Here is a 15,554-nt window from a genome sequence, read left to right on the forward strand (position 1 = left end):
GTATGTCTTTAGGTGAGCCCATCAGACATTGCCCGATAATTGGCCCCTTCGCTCGTGCAAACCTAAAGCCAGTCATATATGAAAATCCGAGCAGCTAATTTTACATTCGCTTCGGTCCGATACCTGATGGAGTGTCCCATCAATTTACTTATTGATGAACAACTAACAGACATCGCGTAGAGGTGTTTGCTTATATGACTGAGGCATGAGAATTTTATGATCCCAATTGACGCTACTAACCAAGGTTTAATCCTACAGGAAGGCCTGCAACTTGCACTCATAGATGTTGAAGGAAACGTTCTAGAGCAAGGCGAACTAGTCAGCACTGCGGTATTTCAAGCGATGACGGCTCAAGTTATTGAGCAGTTCTGTAGTCGGTTTACAGCTTTTACCAAGGATGACTTTAAAAATCATGATACGAAGACTAGTTGATTGATGAGCTAGCTGGCCTAAAAACTAATGGTTTTGGGCCTATCAAATTGAGCTAGCCAATAGGGGGCCCAAAAGGAGGGGGGTTGGATTTTGAGCCAGGCCTGATATTGTATGGGGGTTTTGAGCTATGGGTTTGAGATATGAGCCAAAGAACATTTTTTTATTGTCGCGTTTCGACTACAGAACAGACAGTTAGTAACCAAGTACTTGCATTCAAAAATCACGGCTATGAAGTAAACGATAACTTTGTAGTAAGCGAGAATGTGTCTGGAGCCGTGACTGCTATGGAGCGCCAAGAGTTTCGTAACCTATACGAGCACAAGCTTTATGATGGAGATACGCTCGTAGTCTTGAAGCTTGATAGGTTGGGTAGGGACAATATAGATGTCCAGAATACGATTGAAATGTTGATAAATAAAGGGGTTAAAGTTCACTGCTTAGATTTGCCAACAAGGGACTTATCCACAGCCGAAGGAAAGCTAATGCTTCAAATGTTTAGTGCTTTTGCAGAGTTTGAGCGGAGCAGAATTCGGGAACGTGTGAAAGAAGGGCTGGCAAGGGCAAAGGCAGAAGGAAGGCCTTGTGGCAGGCCACCTAAGGCTACGCCATCAAAAGTAGCAGAGTTGAGAAAAAGTCACTCACTTATTGAAGTGGCTAAACTACTTGGTATTTCGGTTTCGTCTGTAAAACGCCTGCAAGCTGAATTCAGGAAAAAATAATTTTAGTACAATTACGCCTAGAAGGAGCTACCTACCCTACTTTAGGGTAGGTAGCCTTCTATTTCTTTAGCCCTTTGCTGTAGATAAGACTTCATTTTATCTTCATTTTCAGAAAAGTAGAGCTCTTGCTCTGCATAGTAAATCAAGTCGTCGACTAATGCGCTCATCAAGAAGAAAACTAGATCTTTAAGCTTTTTCAACTCAATTAGATCCAAGTTAAATTCAGCATCTATCTGCTCAATTCTATTACCGTGAGCAACCTTATTGCGATTCTCAAGTAGCTTCTCGTCAATAAACACGCTCTTAGTATCTAAGCTCCCAGCATAGTCAATACCAACAATATTAAGTATTGACTTAAACACTTTTAGACTCAAGTTATCCTTGGTGTTGACGATTGTCTTATCTCGTTCGTGGCGAGAGAAACCTCTGGGTAATGAAAATTTTCTGTTAAGGTTATTTTGAAGTTTGTTTATAAGGTTCAGCTCGTTAACCATAGTTAGACTTTCATGCGACTTATCGACTTGACCAATTAGCCCTTTTAGAGAGATAGCTTTAAAGTTATCTGTAAGAGCTCCAATATCTACTCTCATATCCGATATATGCTCGAGGTAAGCTTTGGTTGCGTTCTTAACGAAGCCTTCCCAGTGTGAGTAAAGTAACAACACTGTTGACTTGATAATTAAGAGCTGATTCTGTTCAGTCTCCATTAGCAAAAGGTTGGCAACCTCTTTTTTCCTCCAACCTAAATCTGCCTCAAGCATAGCAATAAAGTCTTCTGAACTCATAGTGCCTACTCAAAGAAATTCTTGGAGAATGCTGTTAAGTCTCTAAAGCGCTTGATAGGTTTCACACCACGGTCAAGTCCCTCAATTACCTCAGGTGCAGCGTATAGCTGTTTTATTTTTTCAACAAGCTGCGCGTTACCAACATCTTCAATGTTGTCTATATTTCCAGCAATGCCACTTGTAACCATTTCGAAGGCACTAACATTAAAAGGCCCCGAGAATTCACCTCTTTGGGCGTCATACTTTTTAAATGATGATTCAGCTAATGCTGGACTCAATTTGTCAAAGGTTCTCTTGAACACACCTTCGAATTGTTCCATGGTATTAGTATTCATTAATCTAATAGTTTCTTTGTCTATAAAATCGCCGATTACAGTTTTGCTAATTGGCTCATAGTCATGAAAATTCGTATCACCGTCAAACCCTATCAACATTCTAAGAATTAGTTCCATATGGTACTCCTTCTCAAGGTAGTGTTCTTTGAGTGGCTTAATACATTCTAGGAAGTTAGGGTACGTTTTAAGCTCATTCACTTTGTCATAGAATGGAGGCTTAATCATTAGCATCAAACAGTTTCTCACTTCTTGTGGTGATAGCTCTGTTCCGCCAGTATTAAGCCTCTGGAAGAGCTCATATTGAGCTTCGTCGCTATTTTCAGTGAGGATTATGTTTACTTTAATCTTCGACTTCTTGAACTCTCGTTGAGTTGACACAGGTAGGTCGTCCCACACTCTCCCTTCTAAGGACGGAATATACTTGCACAACGTTAACGTTAAAGGTTCAGAATCTCGTAGTACTCCAGTTAGCTGGAATATGGTTGATAAGCGTTGTACTCCATCGACTACATGCCAAGTACCATCCGCTTTTTGAGCAACAAAGATTTCAGGAATAGGAATGCCAATCAATATTGACTCTATAAGTTTAGTTTTCTGTTCGTCTGTCCAGCGGAAAAGCCTTTGAAAGGCTGGGTCGAGAGTAATCTCCTTGTCTCTGTACAGATTAATAAGTTCACCAATAGACATTGAGTAATCGTCGGTTTTTATCGTTTGCCTTGCAACTGAAACTTCCTCGGCAATCTTTTCTTGTACTTGTTCGATGTTAGTCATAACAGTCCTTAATCCTGAGAATTTATTCGTGAGGCCCTAAGAAGCGGTCACCGTTAAAGTGGATCATGTGAGTAGGGGCTTCTGCAACCCATACCTCGGTTTCCCAGCTTAGCTCTGCAAGGTATTTACCCATAGCTTTACGATTCGGGAATGCGGTTACGTATACCTTGCCAGGCTTAGAGTCTTGGAATAAGACTCTAAGCTCATTATGACGTTTACCATCAACGGGGCCATGACTGGTAACAGACTCAATGAGTAACAGCCAATCTTTATCTGGCCAATATAAAACGACATCAGGAAGTTTGCCTTTTCTGTCAACTGTTACACCTAGCTCAGCTAATCGCTCCTTTCTGAAAAAGTCCTCTTTTGCTCCTGTATCACCTAAATAGATAACTTCTGAACCAGGGGCAAAACGAGGACCAAATTCTGTCACAATGTCATGAATAAGCTGACTGTGCTCTCCTGGACTTAGTCTTATTTCGGTGCCATCATCTAACGTCAATGGGATCATTTGCATTTCTCGCTCAGCAGCGTATTGAGCAGCTAATGTCTGTCGTACAGATAGCCAATCCTTGATAGACTGCTCCCATTCTTGGGTACCGAAAGTGCTGAGAACGTCGAACAATTCAGGGGCAATCTGATAGCAGGCTTTCGGAGAGTTAACAGGGCGGTCAGGTTTATCAGGGTTGTACAATGCTATGCCGCCATCAACAAATTGATGTAGAGTTTGTCTACGGAAGGTTTCACGTGTATTTGGAGCATATTCTTTTCCATAAACATCTTTGGCCCAATCCATAATAGGCGTTACGCCTAACATTGGCTTTTCTAGCTCCTGCCAAGACCCCTCTGGATGAAGGTTTAAAAGAGCTAGGAAAGTTAATGCGGAGCGTTCATTTTGTTGAGCACGAGGCATACCAAGCAATGTAATGATTTCAATTGCTTGGTCGATTTTTTCTTGTGTTTTAAGCGGGTTGTTACTATCGGTGCCTGTCATTTCAAAGAATTCCCTGTCGAGTAGTTCGTCTATCTGTTTTTGAGAAAGGTTTGTAGTGTCTAGTTGTGAGCCAATACGCGTTAGTGACTCAATTGACGGGTAATGAATATTCCGTAAATCTGTAGCGTTCACTTGCGTGTGCCCACCAAAGAGTCGGTAATATTTGTCAAGTAAAGTAGAGTTCAAGTAAACGTACAGTCCTAGGGCAAGCTCCTTTTCTAGGCCTGACTTTCGTACATGGAAGACGTTTAATTTGTTCTCAAACCCAATTAGCTCACCTGGAAGTGATGAATCGTAAGGGGTTGCAACAATTCGACGCTTTTCTTCTTTTGAACTAAAACGTCGCACGATGACGAAGTAACCTTCGTGCTTCCAGAGCCAAGATCTAGAGTTTTCTGATACAGCTATTGCATTGGGCTTTTTGGAATCTTTTGGCCAAGCCACACCCCCGTTGAGGTGAATTGGGTATATCAGAGGCACTGCTCCTTCTACAAGTTCCTGCCTAAGATCACTTTTTAGTCTAAAGTCTACAACAGGTCCAGTACTTACCTGGATCTTGAGGTCACTTAAAGAAGACGTAAACATAGATAAGCGGTCAATAATGGCTTGGTCTCGTTCGCTTGCTGCTATGTGAATGAATTTGTCATTGTCGTTGGGGTGAACGATACGTTCGAAGGCAACAGTGCGAGTGGTCATGTCAGATGCTGTTACAGTGCCTGTTTCTTCGTCAATGCAGAAGTCAGCTACAGGACTAGATGTTATCGTTACATCACCTTGCTGTTGGCCTTTTACTAGGTGAATTATTATGTTTTCCTGTAACACATCATCTTCGCTAAAGGCTTTACTTCTGCTATCAAAGATATGGATATGTTTGATAGCTGTTTCCCTTAACAATAACTCACGGAATGGTTGGTAATATGGACCATTACAGAACGAACGAGGTATTATCGCAACGAGCTCTCCACCTTCCACTAGCTGTTGAATCGCTAAAGCAACGAATCCTGTATATAGATTTACAGTTTCGATATCCGCAGCTCTCAGGGCTAGCCTGTGCTCACTCTTTGCTGAGATTTTTTTATAAGGAGGGTTCATGATGCAATGTGTATACTTAGCACCACCACAAAAAAGCCCTGAGCTTTCCCCTGAGGCTATAATGTAATCTGTAAGGGTAAACGATGCGTTTACGTCTATACCTTCACAGGAAGCTTTAGATTCGCAAATTGAGAGGGTTTCGCTAGCGAATGGCGATATACGTTCTTCTACATCGAATGCATGCAGAGCTAGTGACTCAAGTTTTTTTCTGGCTATAGCTTCATCAGTGAAAGCGGCAGTTAGAGAACCTGGGCCACATCCAGGATCTAGTAACTCAACATTACCTTCAATTTCATCAAAGAGCGATGCCATAAAAAGGCATATGGGAGCGCCAGTAAAAAACTGCCCTAAGCTACTTTTAGTTTTTGGATCTAAGACTGAGTTTGCCTTGAGCCTAATTTCATCAGCGCTTGTTAATGTCTTCAAGTTTTAACCTTCTGTCTTTTCTTTAAATTCACAAAGATCTTCAATTATGCATGAGCCACATTTAGGTTTGCGAGCAGTGCACACGTAGCGCCCATGAAGAATAAACCAGTGATGTAAGTTATACATGAACTCAGTTTTATTAGGTGTTTTTTTTATAATATCTTGCTCGGTCTGCTCAACAGTTTTTCCCTTAGCGTAACCAGTACGGTTGGCAAGACGTTGAATGTGAGTATCTACTGCTAAAAAATATTTACCTTCATTATCTTTTAGCCAGCCAAAGGCACAGTTTAAAACAACATTCGCGGTCTTTCTGCCAACCCCCGGTAATGCTTCGAGCGCTTCACGATTCTCTGGTACTTCTGAGTTATGTTTATTGACCAGAATCTCACACATTTTATAGACATTATTGGCTTTAGAATTAAACAAACCAATGGTCTTGATGTAATCACGAAGGCCTTCAAGGCCTAAATCAAGAATCGCTTGAGGCGTGTTAGCAACAGGGAATAGCTTACGGGTTGCTTTATTAACACCCACATCTGTAGCTTGTGCTGATAAGGTAACCGCAACTAATAACTCAAACGGGCTTGAATATTCAAGCTCTGTTTCTGGGTGCGGGTTTTGCTCACGTAGACGAGATAAGATCTCATAGCGTTTTTCTTTATTCATGGTGGCGTAAAGCACGCAGTGACGGTGCGTGCTCTCCTTTAAGTTAAACTTGTTACTCGGGCTCTAGGGCCTTTTTCTGCTTCTGGAGTAACAACTTGCTTAGATTTTATTTGTGTATCAATGACATTTTTTGCAGCAATCAATAAACCAAGCCCTAAAAAGGCACCCGGTGGTAAAATTGCTAATAAAAATTGGTTATCAAAACTGAATACTTCAATTCGAAGTGCAGCAGCCCATGGCCCTAATAATAAATCGGCGCCATCAAATAGCGTACCTTGACCAATAAGCTCTCGCATTGCCCCTAGCACCACTAAAACTAACATAAAGCCAAGTCCCATCATCAGGCCGTCAAAGGCTGAAAGTGGCACCGTATTTTTAGAGGCGAATGCTTCTGCACGACCGATAATGGCACAGTTGGTAACAATAAGTGGAATAAAAATCCCCAATGATTGATAAAGCCCAAATGTATAGGCATTCATCATTAGCTGCACGATGGTTACAAAGCCTGCGATGATCATCACAAAAACAGGAATACGAATATCTTTAGGCACCCAGTTACGCACAATTGAAACAGTAACGTTTGAGCCAACCAGTACTAATAAAGTTGCTAAACCTAGGCCTAATGCATTGGTAATCGTAGAAGTAACAGCAAGTAGCGGGCATAAGCCTAATAACTGCACAAGGGCAGGGTTATTAGCCCACATACCATCTTTAAATAAAGTTTTAACTTGGCTCATTACTTGGCTCCTTGACAGATGTTTGGTGCAGCAAACAAGTTATCAAATTCAGCTTGGGCAAACAGCACAGCTTGTTTAACTGAGCCGACAACCGCACGCGGTGTAATGGTTGCACCTGTAAATTGATCAAATTGGCCACCATCTTTTTTAACAGCCCAGCGGCTGTCATCGTCAGAAAGTACACTTTGGCCTTTGAAAAGGGTGATCCAGTCTGATTTTTTGACCTCAACTTTATCGCCAAGGCCCGGTGTTTCTTCGTGCTTAGTGACACGAACACCCGCTATTTCACCATTAGCAAAAACCGCTGTTAATAAGTTGATGTCGCCGCTATAACCACTTGGTGTTACATGGCGCATTACTAAAGCGTAAGGCTTATTGTCTTTGTAGGCACGATAAATAACTTGCTCTGGGCGTGGCCCTAAGCGCTCATCGGTGATCACGACACAATCTTTGTATAGTTGATTGTCATAATGATGGGCATCAAGTACTTGTTGCAGCTGCTCTGCAAGTTGTTGCTTTTCTTGCTCTTCAATACGCTCAGCAGTCAGGCTATGAGTCAGGGCTACAGTGCCTGTGGTAATGAGCGCAAATGCTGTAAGAATAGCGCCGTTTTTAGTCATTGAGGAAAGGATCATTATTTCATCCCATGGCCGTAAGTACGTGGTTGCGTGTAGTAATCAATTAAAGGCACCGCCATATTTAACAGCAATACACTAAATGCCACTGCATCAGGATAACCACCGAAAGTACGAATTAAGTAAACAAGTAGACCAATTAACGCACCGTAAATTAAACGGCCTCTATTCGTTGTTGATGCAGAAACAGGATCGGTAGCAATAAAGAATGCCCCTAACATGGTCGCACCACTGAATAAGTGAAATACCACGCCCGGCTCTGTGCCAGGAGCTGCAATGTAACCAATACCACTGCACACGGCCAATGAGGCTAAAAAGCTAACAGGGATATGCCAATTAATGATGTTAGCTTTTAATAAATAAAGACCACCCACTAAAAAGCCGAGGTTAACCCAGCCCCAGCCAAGACCAAACCAGTCATTAAAAAGAGGCTTACTCATACTCTCAGCCACCGTTAAGTGATGGGCGACATCTGTTTTAACGGTATCAAGTGGTGTTGCCATGGTTGTGCCATCAATTGCTACACGTAATTGATCGACACTAAATCCAGCGCTGGTAAAACCATTGAAAATAACAGACAGTTGCTGTGAGAAGCTTATCGGAGATGCAAGTAAATCACTCACAGGTAACCAGCTGGTCATTTGCACCGGAAACGATACAAGTAGTAATACATAAGCTGCCATAGCAGGGTTAAATAAGTTAAAGCCAAGGCCACCATAAAGCTGTTTTACAATAACAATGGCAAAGAGACAGCCAATTACGATGATCCACCAAGGCGCTAAAGGCGGAATACTCAACGCCAGTAATACGCCTGTTAACCACGCACTGCCATCACTGAGTGTTGGCCAAACTTTGCGTTTTCGAAGCAGTAATACAGCAGCTTCACAGGCACTAACAGTAATCAGCGCGAGAACAAGCTGAATTAACACAGCGCTACCAAAGAAGAAAACTTGCGCGATTAAGCCTGGAATACACGCAGCAATCACTGTCATCATTAATCGGCTTAATGATTTATGGCTATGATTATGCGGCGAACTCGCCATGGTTAGTTTCATGACTTATCGTTTCCTTCTTGTTGTAACTTTTTCGCTTTAGCTCTTGCAATGGCACGAGCGACCGCTGCTTTTTTCTTATCTTCGCTAGACTCAGTTTCATCAGATTGCGGCTTGGCCTCTGCCTCAGCACTTGAATCATTTTTTTGCTGTGAAGAATCGTCACTCTGCGCTTGCTCTTTAGCGGCTTTTTTCGCTTTGGCACTGGCGATAGCGGCTGCAACAGCGGCTTTTTTCTTATCTTCGTTAGATTCAGGAGCGTCAGCTTGTGGCTTGGCATCAGTCTCATCATTTAAATCATTTATTTGCTCTGAAGAATTGTCACTCTGTGCTTGCTCTTTAGCGGCTTTTTTGGCTTTAGCACGGGCGATAGCGGCAGCAACGGCGGCTTTTTTCTTATCTTCGCTTGATTCAGGAGCATCAGACTGCGGCTTAGCATCTGCCTCATCATTTGAATCATTTATTTGCTCTGAAGAATCGTCACTCTGTGCTTGCTCTTTAGCGGCTTTTTTGGCTTTAGCACGGGCGATAGCGGCTGCAACAGCGGCTTTTTTGTCATCAACTGGTGCGCTATCTTCTTCAGCTTCAGTTTGATTCTCAGCAGCTTGTGCTGCTTTTTTCGCTTTAGCACGGGCGATAGCAGCGGCAACAGCTGCTTTTTTGTCATCAACTGGTGCGCTATCTTCTTCAGCTTCAGTTTGATTTTCAGCAGCTTGCGCGGCTTTTTTCGCTTTAGCACGAGCGATAGCAGCGGCAACAGCAGCTTTTTTGTCATCAACTGGCGCGCTATCTTCTTCAGCCTCAGTTTGATTCTCAGTAGCTTGCGCTGCTTTTTTCGCTTTAGCACGAGCGATAGCAGCTGCAACAGCAGCTTTTTTGTCATCTTTTGGCGCAGCGTCAGTTTCAGCAGAAGCGTTTTCTTCTGTAGCTTGCGCTGCTTTTTTCGCTTTAGCACGAGCGATAGCAGCTGCAACAGCAGCTTTTTTGTCATCTTTTGGCGCAGAGTCAGTTTCAGCAGAAGCGTTTTCTTTTGTAGCTTGTGCGGCTTTTTTCGCTTTAGCGCGGGCAATAGCGGCAGCAACAGCAGACTTTTTATCGTCTTTATCGACGCCTTCTTCACCTTGCTCTAGTGCTTTTTGCTCTTTGTATTTACGTGCTTGTTCTTTACGTGCTGCACGTTCTTTAGCCACTTCAGAGTTATCAGGCTCAATCTCTGCACCTTGCTTTTTCGCTTTCGCACGGGCAATAGCTGCAGCGACAGCTGACTTACTGTCTTTATCATCAGATTTAGCTTTAACTCGGGCGAGTGCATCGGCCACTTTTTGTTTTTCGCCATCTGACTTAGCAGCCGGCTTGCGTTTGTGGCGGTTTTGACGCTCTTCTTGTTCGCGCTCTAAGCGCTCTTTACGTGCTTCAAAACGCTCTTTTGCTCGCTCTGCTTTGATTTGCTCTGCTTGCTGCTCTTTGATTTCAGCTTTAGCAACACGATAGTACTGCACCAAGGGTATTTCGCTTGGGCAAACATAAGCACAGGCGCCACATTCAATACAATCAAATAAATTGTGCTCGTTGAGTTTGTCGTATTCTTTAGACTTGGCAAACCATTGCAATTGCTGAGGTAACAATGATGCAGGGCAGGCGTCAGCACAGGCACTACAACGAATACAGGCTTTTTCATCACCCGGCTCAGCAAGTTCTTGGTGATCTGGCGCTAAAATACAGTTTGTCGTTTTAACGACACCAATACGCACGGTTGGCAGGGTAAAGCCCATCATTGGACCGCCCATAACCACACGTTGCTGTGGAACCGGAGAAAAGCCTTGGCAGTCTAATAAATGTTTAATTTCAGTGCCTAGTAAAGCCCACACATTACCTTGTTTATGAATGGTGTTACCGGTTACCGTTACTACACGCTCTATAAGAGGCTTACCTTCATGTACGGCTTGATTTACCGCAAACAAAGTACCGACATTTTGCACCAACATACCAATATCGGCAGGAATACTACCACTTGGGACTTCTTTGCCCGTTAGCAGTTTAATTAGCTGTTTTTCACCGCCAGAAGGGTAAACCGTTGGTACTGTTTGCACTATGATGCTGTCATTATGCTGTGCTGCGAGTTTCATGGCAGCAATAGCATCGGGCTTATTATCTTCAATACCAATAATTGTCAGCTGTGGACTTAACAGCTGCTGCATTAATTCAATACCGGCAATTATGCCATCGGCATGTTCGCGCATTAGCATGTCATCAGCAGTGATATAAGGCTCACACTCAACAGCATTAACAATTAAAAGCTCAATGGCTTTACGGGTATCTGCTTTTACATAAGTTGGGAAGCCAGCGCCGCCCATACCTGCAATACCACTTTGATGAATAATATCGACAAGCTCATCATGGGAAAGTGCTTTAGCATCAGGTACAGGGTTAAGCTCGCACCAGTTATCTTCACCATCAGGTTCAATAATAACGCTAAGTTCAGGCAACGCCGACGGGTGAGCAGAGGGCATTGGGCAAATATCGCTGATCAACCCTGATGTTGGCGCGTGCACAGGCACTGACCAATTGCCGCTGGGTTTAGTTAATGCTTGGCCTTTTAGAACCTGCTGGCCTTTTTCAACAATTAGTTTGCCGTTAGCACCAATGTGTTGTTTTAGAGATACAACGAGCTTGTCTGGTAGTGGCAGTCTTGCAATGGCTTGTGTTGTTGATTGCAGCTTTTGACCCGGTGGGTGAATGCCCCCAGGTATAGACCACACTTTGCCTTGTTTAATTTGATCTATTAACTTTTCCATCTGTGCTCCTAATCTACCTGAGTCACAGGGATCGCGTTTAATTGCCATTTCCAGGTTTGTTTGGTTTCTTTTACAGGCAGCATATCAATACAGTCTACAGGGCATGGTTCAACACATAAGTCACAACCGGTACATTCATCGATTAATACAGTGTGCATTTGGCGAGTTGCGCCAACGATGGCATCAACAGGGCAGGCTTGAATACATTTGGTACAGCCAATACATTCATCTTCACGAATATAGGCAACGGTTTTAACAGGATCTGCTTGCTCACCGCCTGCCAGCGGTTTTGCTTCTACACCCATTAAATCAGCGAGTTTTTTTACCGTGGCTTCGCCGCCTGGCGGGCACTTATTGATTTCGTCACCATTGGCAATTGCTTCTGCATAGGGACGACAGCCAGGGTAGCCACATTGGCCACACTGTGTTTGCGGTAAAATGGTATCAATTTGGTCAACAATAGGGTTACTCTCAACGCGAAAACGCACGGCGGCAAAACCTAAAATTAAACCAAATATTAGCGCTAATGAACCTAACGCTATCAAAGCATAAAACAAGGTCATATTAAAACTTCACTAATCCTGTAAAACCCATAAAGGCCATCGACATAAGGCCTGCGGTGATCATCGCAATTGAAGCACCCTTAAAAGGAGCAGGGACATCAGCCGCAGCTAAACGCTCACGTAATGCGGCAAACAGTATTAACACCATAGAGAAACCCACTGCGGCACCAAAGCCATACACGGCCGATTGTAAGAATGAGTGGTCTTCTTTGATATTAAGTAGGGCAACACCTAAAACAGCACAGTTAGTGGTAATAAGCGGTAAGAAAATCCCTAATAAGCGATAAAGTGTCGGGCTGGTTTTTCTCACCACCATTTCGGTAAATTGCACGACAACAGCGATAACCAAAATAAAGCTCATGGTACGCAAAAATTCGATATCCAGCGGGATCAAAATATAATGATTCACCAGATAACTGGTCACGGAGGCAAGTGTAAGTACAAAGGTTGTGGCTAAAGACATACCAATCGCGGTATCTAACTTACCCGATACACCCATAAACGGGCATAAACCTAAGAATTGAACTAAAACGAAGTTGTTGACTAGCACAGTGCCAATCAATAACAAGACATACTCTGTCATGCGTGCCTCACGAGAATAAAAACGGCTCTATTATCCTTTTTTATGGGGGCCGATACAACACATGAGGGACGAATAGCTAAAATTAACAAAGCTGTTTACGATTAAAGTGTTAAAGCAAAGTTAATATACCCAAACCACATCAAGATGCGAGTTTCAGTTGGAATTAAAAGCGATTTAGGCAAGGCATTGATTGCAAATAATAGTGGTTCTATTGTTAAAATCAATAACGCAGTATAAATCGCTTTTAAACCAACCCTTTGGGCGTTTCACAGGCACTTACTCTCATCGTTGTTACTTCTTAAAAGGGACTGCCATTCCTGCAAAGTAACGCCTTGATATTAAGCACCTGTGAAACGCTGAATTCTGCATCTTGAGGTGGCTTGGGTATAGCTGGAATAGGCCCAAAAATAGTAAGGTTTTTTGGGCCTTAAAGAGGGGTTAGATATCTTTTGGCTTTTCGATGTAATAGCCTTGCACACCATCTAAACACAGTGTTTCGATGATGTGTTTTTCTTCTTGGCTTTCGACGCCTTCAGCAAATACACTCACACCAATACGATGAGCAAGATCAACCATTAAACGCATAAAGTATTGGTTGTTTTTATCTTCTTCAAGGCCGCGGGTGTAGCTTGCGTCCATTTTGATAAAGTCTGGTTTTAAGTCTCTAAAGAATTTAAATGACGTTAAACCCACACCAAAACGCTCTACGGTAATACGTGCACCCACGCGGTGTACCATATCGATAAAGCGTTTACTTGCTTTAATGTTTTGTTGTAATCCAAACTCGCTGACTTCAAATATAAGCTTAGAGGCGATATTGCTGTCTTTAAGTAATCGGCGCTCTAACCAGATCACAAATTGATCATTGTGAGCGCTTGATGCAGTAACATTAATACCAAAGAATTTTTCAGAGAAATTACGCGTTTTAACCTTCTCTAAAGTGGTATCGATAATTAAACGGTCAATTTCCATTGCCATTTCTAGCTTTTCTGCCATTGCAAGAAAAGAGGCCGTTGGCAGCATTTGGTTTTCTGCAGTTTTGAAACGAACTTGGATCTCAGCATAGGCTTTAACACTTTTACCTATTGGCATAATGTTCTGCATAACCAAGTGCACACGTTTCGATTCGATCACTTCGGTAATGACTTTACGCCAGTTTTGGTTACCAAAACCTGCGCTGGCGTTATTAACTAAATCAGTTTCACGCTGTACATGCCATGCATTTGCTTGTTTTGATTGCGCCATGCTCATTGCATTATCAACAATTGATAATAACTCACCAAGCGGCTTACCTTTTTCGTAGCCAACTATACCTGTGTTAGCAACTGAGCTTAATTCTTGGTTTTGCTGATACTGAGTAAAACGCGATTGTAAGTTATCGCCAAAGCGTTCAGCTTCTTTAAGTGGGGTATTAGGCAGTACCACAGCAAAATCAGAACTATTTAAACGAAAAACCTGACTGCCTGTATAGGTGCCGCTAATATGTTTAATAATATCGGCCACACCTTTTACGTATTCATCACCTTTTTGGTAACCACGTGTTTGGTTTATTGTTTGTAGCTCACTACAACGCACCATAGCAAGTGAACCAAAGGTGCTTTTTTCTGCATTCTCAATATTTTTTTCGTAATACTCTACAAACATATTACGATTGCCAAGGTTAGTGACTACATCTTTATAGGCTTCTTTTTTAATACTTAGCGCATTATTTTGAATATCATCGTGTTTAGTTTGTAAAAAGTGTGACAGACGATTGAACGAAGGAATTAAATCTTTGCTTAGCTTCTTTAATCTTGAAGTGTCCATAGCTTGTTCAATATCGTCGCTTACTTGATTCTGATTTATGTATATATCGACAATATCAGCAACTGTTGTGCTTATTTTTCTGTTTAAGCGACGGAACATACTGTTCATATAAATAATTGGTAATAATGCAATCAATCCAGATATCAAAATGACAATAAACATCGCTTGTTGCAGCAGAGTTGCTAGGTTATGAGCATTGATCGTAAATTCAATTTTTATGTCAGATGTCTTGTTCACTGCAAATTGAGGCCGGATAGAGTTAAATGAATTATTAACTAATTCAGCAAACAAGGGGAGGGGCTGACTAGACTCTATCATTGTAACAACTTTGCCAGTTTGATCGCGGATTACAAATTTAGAAAAAGTACTGCCATCAGAAAGTGCTTGCCTAAGTTTCTCTGGTGCCAGCTGTTCAATAGTTTGTGAGTTTATATAGGCATTAACTACACGCTGTGCTTTTTGCTGGGCATCACTTACTGCACTGTCAAAACTAATTGCAATAAAATATCCGCCTAATAATGCGAATAGTAGCCAAGAAATAAGTTGTACGAATATGAGTTTTTTAAAACCAGCCATGTTTCTTATCTTTTAAAAGCCTAAAAGGAAGGAATCAATTCCTTGATTGATCGGTTCAATAATAGTGAATTCTATTTTATATCAAAGCATATAAATAACTTACACTAGAGTAGTGTATAAGCGCTGGAAAGTCTAATACAATCGGTGAGGCAAAAAAGAGATAAAATTTAATATATTCGTAGAGTTGGCTCCCCCTCCCCGACTCGAACGGGGGACCTGCGGATTAACAGTCCGTCGCTCTAACCAACTGAGCTAAGGGGGAACAATCATATTCATAAACTTGGCTCCCCCTCCCCGACTCGAACGGGGGACCTGCGGATTAACAGTCCGTCGCTCTAACCAACTGAGCTAAGGGGGAATCGTTTATGATTGAAAAACTTGGCTCCCCCTCCCCGACTCGAACGGGGGACCTGCGGATTAACAGTCCGTCGCTCTAACCAACTGAGCTAAGGGGGAAGCGTCATGCCTTTCAACGGGGCGAAATATTAATGACAGCATTGCAAAGTGTCAACATAAAAACTTCATAAATTCAAAAAAGAAGCTTATTCGATGTTTTTATGTTCGATCTGAGCAAAATGTAGCTGAAA

Annotated in this window: 13 protein-coding genes and 3 tRNA genes; 2 read left to right on the top strand and 14 right to left on the bottom strand. The window is 42.3% G+C overall.

The features are described from left to right. The first annotated feature begins 216 nt into the window (after positions 1-216). Both IMPJCBKJ_RS07795 and IMPJCBKJ_RS07800 read left to right on the top strand, forming a co-directional pair. Positions 217-432 (top strand): hypothetical protein, encoded by a 216-nt coding sequence (locus tag IMPJCBKJ_RS07795; protein ID WP_166339678.1) that lies wholly within the window; start codon positions 217-219, stop codon positions 430-432. Positions 433-572: 140 nt separating this feature from the next. After that, the gene (locus IMPJCBKJ_RS07800) at positions 573-1,151 is read left to right on the top strand and encodes a recombinase family protein (RefSeq protein ID WP_166339680.1); all 579 of its coding nucleotides are present in this window, start codon (positions 573-575) and stop codon (positions 1,149-1,151) included. A gap of 41 nt (positions 1,152-1,192) precedes the next feature. Here the strand turns inward: IMPJCBKJ_RS07800 and IMPJCBKJ_RS07805 are convergent, their stop codons facing one another. From IMPJCBKJ_RS07805 to IMPJCBKJ_RS07870, 14 genes are all read right to left on the bottom strand, one after another. Continuing rightward, positions 1,193-1,936 (bottom strand): MAE_28990/MAE_18760 family HEPN-like nuclease, encoded by a 744-nt coding sequence (locus tag IMPJCBKJ_RS07805; protein ID WP_166339682.1) that lies wholly within the window; start codon positions 1,934-1,936, stop codon positions 1,193-1,195. A gap of 5 nt (positions 1,937-1,941) precedes the next feature. Next, a complete protein-coding gene (locus tag IMPJCBKJ_RS07810; protein ID WP_166339684.1) occupies positions 1,942-3,042 on the bottom strand; it encodes a DUF262 domain-containing protein in 1,101 nt (366 codons plus the stop codon). 22 nt (positions 3,043-3,064) lie between these two features. Next, positions 3,065-5,554 (bottom strand): BsuBI/PstI family type II restriction endonuclease, encoded by a 2,490-nt coding sequence (locus IMPJCBKJ_RS07815; RefSeq protein ID WP_166339686.1) that lies wholly within the window; start codon positions 5,552-5,554, stop codon positions 3,065-3,067. Between the two features lie 3 nt (positions 5,555-5,557). Then, complete coding sequence (gene nth / locus IMPJCBKJ_RS07820) at positions 5,558-6,220, bottom strand: endonuclease III (protein ID WP_166339688.1); 663 nt, start codon at positions 6,218-6,220, stop codon at positions 5,558-5,560. Positions 6,221-6,258: 38 nt separating this feature from the next. Beyond that, positions 6,259-6,957, bottom strand: a complete 699-nt coding sequence (locus IMPJCBKJ_RS07825; RefSeq protein ID WP_054553694.1) for an electron transport complex subunit E — start codon at positions 6,955-6,957, stop codon at positions 6,259-6,261. Continuing rightward, complete coding sequence (gene rsxG, locus IMPJCBKJ_RS07830) at positions 6,957-7,592, bottom strand: electron transport complex subunit RsxG (RefSeq protein WP_166339690.1); 636 nt, start codon at positions 7,590-7,592, stop codon at positions 6,957-6,959. The genes IMPJCBKJ_RS07825 and rsxG overlap by 1 nt, the downstream gene beginning before the upstream one ends. Beyond that, a complete protein-coding gene (rsxD, locus tag IMPJCBKJ_RS07835) occupies positions 7,592-8,647 on the bottom strand; it encodes an electron transport complex subunit RsxD (RefSeq protein ID WP_166339692.1) in 1,056 nt (351 codons plus the stop codon). Before rsxD ends, rsxG begins: the two co-directional genes overlap by 1 nt. After that, complete coding sequence (gene rsxC, locus IMPJCBKJ_RS07840; protein ID WP_166339694.1) at positions 8,644-11,439, bottom strand: electron transport complex subunit RsxC; 2,796 nt, start codon at positions 11,437-11,439, stop codon at positions 8,644-8,646. The genes rsxD and rsxC overlap by 4 nt, the downstream gene beginning before the upstream one ends. 8 nt (positions 11,440-11,447) lie before the next feature. Next, positions 11,448-12,002, bottom strand: coding sequence for an electron transport complex subunit RsxB (gene rsxB, locus IMPJCBKJ_RS07845; RefSeq protein WP_054563643.1), 555 nt, complete (start codon positions 12,000-12,002; stop codon positions 11,448-11,450). Between the two features lies 1 nt (position 12,003). After that, positions 12,004-12,585: an electron transport complex subunit RsxA gene (rsxA, locus tag IMPJCBKJ_RS07850; protein ID WP_054553689.1), complete on the bottom strand. Its 582-nt coding sequence runs from the start codon at positions 12,583-12,585 to the stop codon at positions 12,004-12,006. Positions 12,586-13,023: 438 nt separating this feature from the next. Beyond that, a complete protein-coding gene (locus tag IMPJCBKJ_RS07855; RefSeq protein ID WP_166339696.1) occupies positions 13,024-14,967 on the bottom strand; it encodes a GGDEF domain-containing protein in 1,944 nt (647 codons plus the stop codon). Positions 14,968-15,152: 185 nt separating this feature from the next. After that, a tRNA-Asn gene (locus tag IMPJCBKJ_RS07860) sits at positions 15,153-15,229 on the bottom strand. Between the two features lie 19 nt (positions 15,230-15,248). Then, a tRNA-Asn gene (locus tag IMPJCBKJ_RS07865) sits at positions 15,249-15,325 on the bottom strand. A gap of 21 nt (positions 15,326-15,346) precedes the next feature. After that, positions 15,347-15,423 (bottom strand) — tRNA-Asn (locus IMPJCBKJ_RS07870). Positions 15,424-15,554 lie beyond the last annotated feature (131 nt).

The organism is Pseudoalteromonas sp. MB47 (assembly GCF_011319765.1).
Taxonomy (GTDB): Bacteria; Pseudomonadota; Gammaproteobacteria; order Enterobacterales; family Alteromonadaceae; genus Pseudoalteromonas; species Pseudoalteromonas simplex.

Bases quoted from the DNA above. Each gene is read 5' to 3' on its own strand.
- IMPJCBKJ_RS07810 (WP_166339684.1), bottom strand. From the start codon at position 3,042: ATGACTAACATCGAACAAGTACAAGAAAAGATTGCCGAGGAAGTTTCA.
- rsxB (WP_054563643.1), bottom strand. From the start codon at position 12,002: ATGACCTTGTTTTATGCTTTGATAGCGTTAGGTTCATTAGCGCTAATA.
- IMPJCBKJ_RS07795 (WP_166339678.1), top strand. From the start codon at position 217: ATGATCCCAATTGACGCTACTAACCAAGGTTTAATCCTACAGGAAGGC.
- IMPJCBKJ_RS07800 (WP_166339680.1), top strand. From the start codon at position 573: ATGAGCCAAAGAACATTTTTTTATTGTCGCGTTTCGACTACAGAACAG.
- nth (WP_166339688.1), bottom strand. From the start codon at position 6,220: ATGAATAAAGAAAAACGCTATGAGATCTTATCTCGTCTACGTGAGCAA.
- rsxC (WP_166339694.1), bottom strand. From the start codon at position 11,439: ATGGAAAAGTTAATAGATCAAATTAAACAAGGCAAAGTGTGGTCTATA.
- IMPJCBKJ_RS07805 (WP_166339682.1), bottom strand. From the start codon at position 1,936: ATGAGTTCAGAAGACTTTATTGCTATGCTTGAGGCAGATTTAGGTTGG.
- rsxA (WP_054553689.1), bottom strand. From the start codon at position 12,585: ATGACAGAGTATGTCTTGTTATTGATTGGCACTGTGCTAGTCAACAAC.
- IMPJCBKJ_RS07825 (WP_054553694.1), bottom strand. From the start codon at position 6,957: ATGAGCCAAGTTAAAACTTTATTTAAAGATGGTATGTGGGCTAATAAC.
- IMPJCBKJ_RS07855 (WP_166339696.1), bottom strand. From the start codon at position 14,967: ATGGCTGGTTTTAAAAAACTCATATTCGTACAACTTATTTCTTGGCTA.
- rsxD (WP_166339692.1), bottom strand. From the start codon at position 8,647: ATGAAACTAACCATGGCGAGTTCGCCGCATAATCATAGCCATAAATCA.
- rsxG (WP_166339690.1), bottom strand. From the start codon at position 7,592: ATGATCCTTTCCTCAATGACTAAAAACGGCGCTATTCTTACAGCATTT.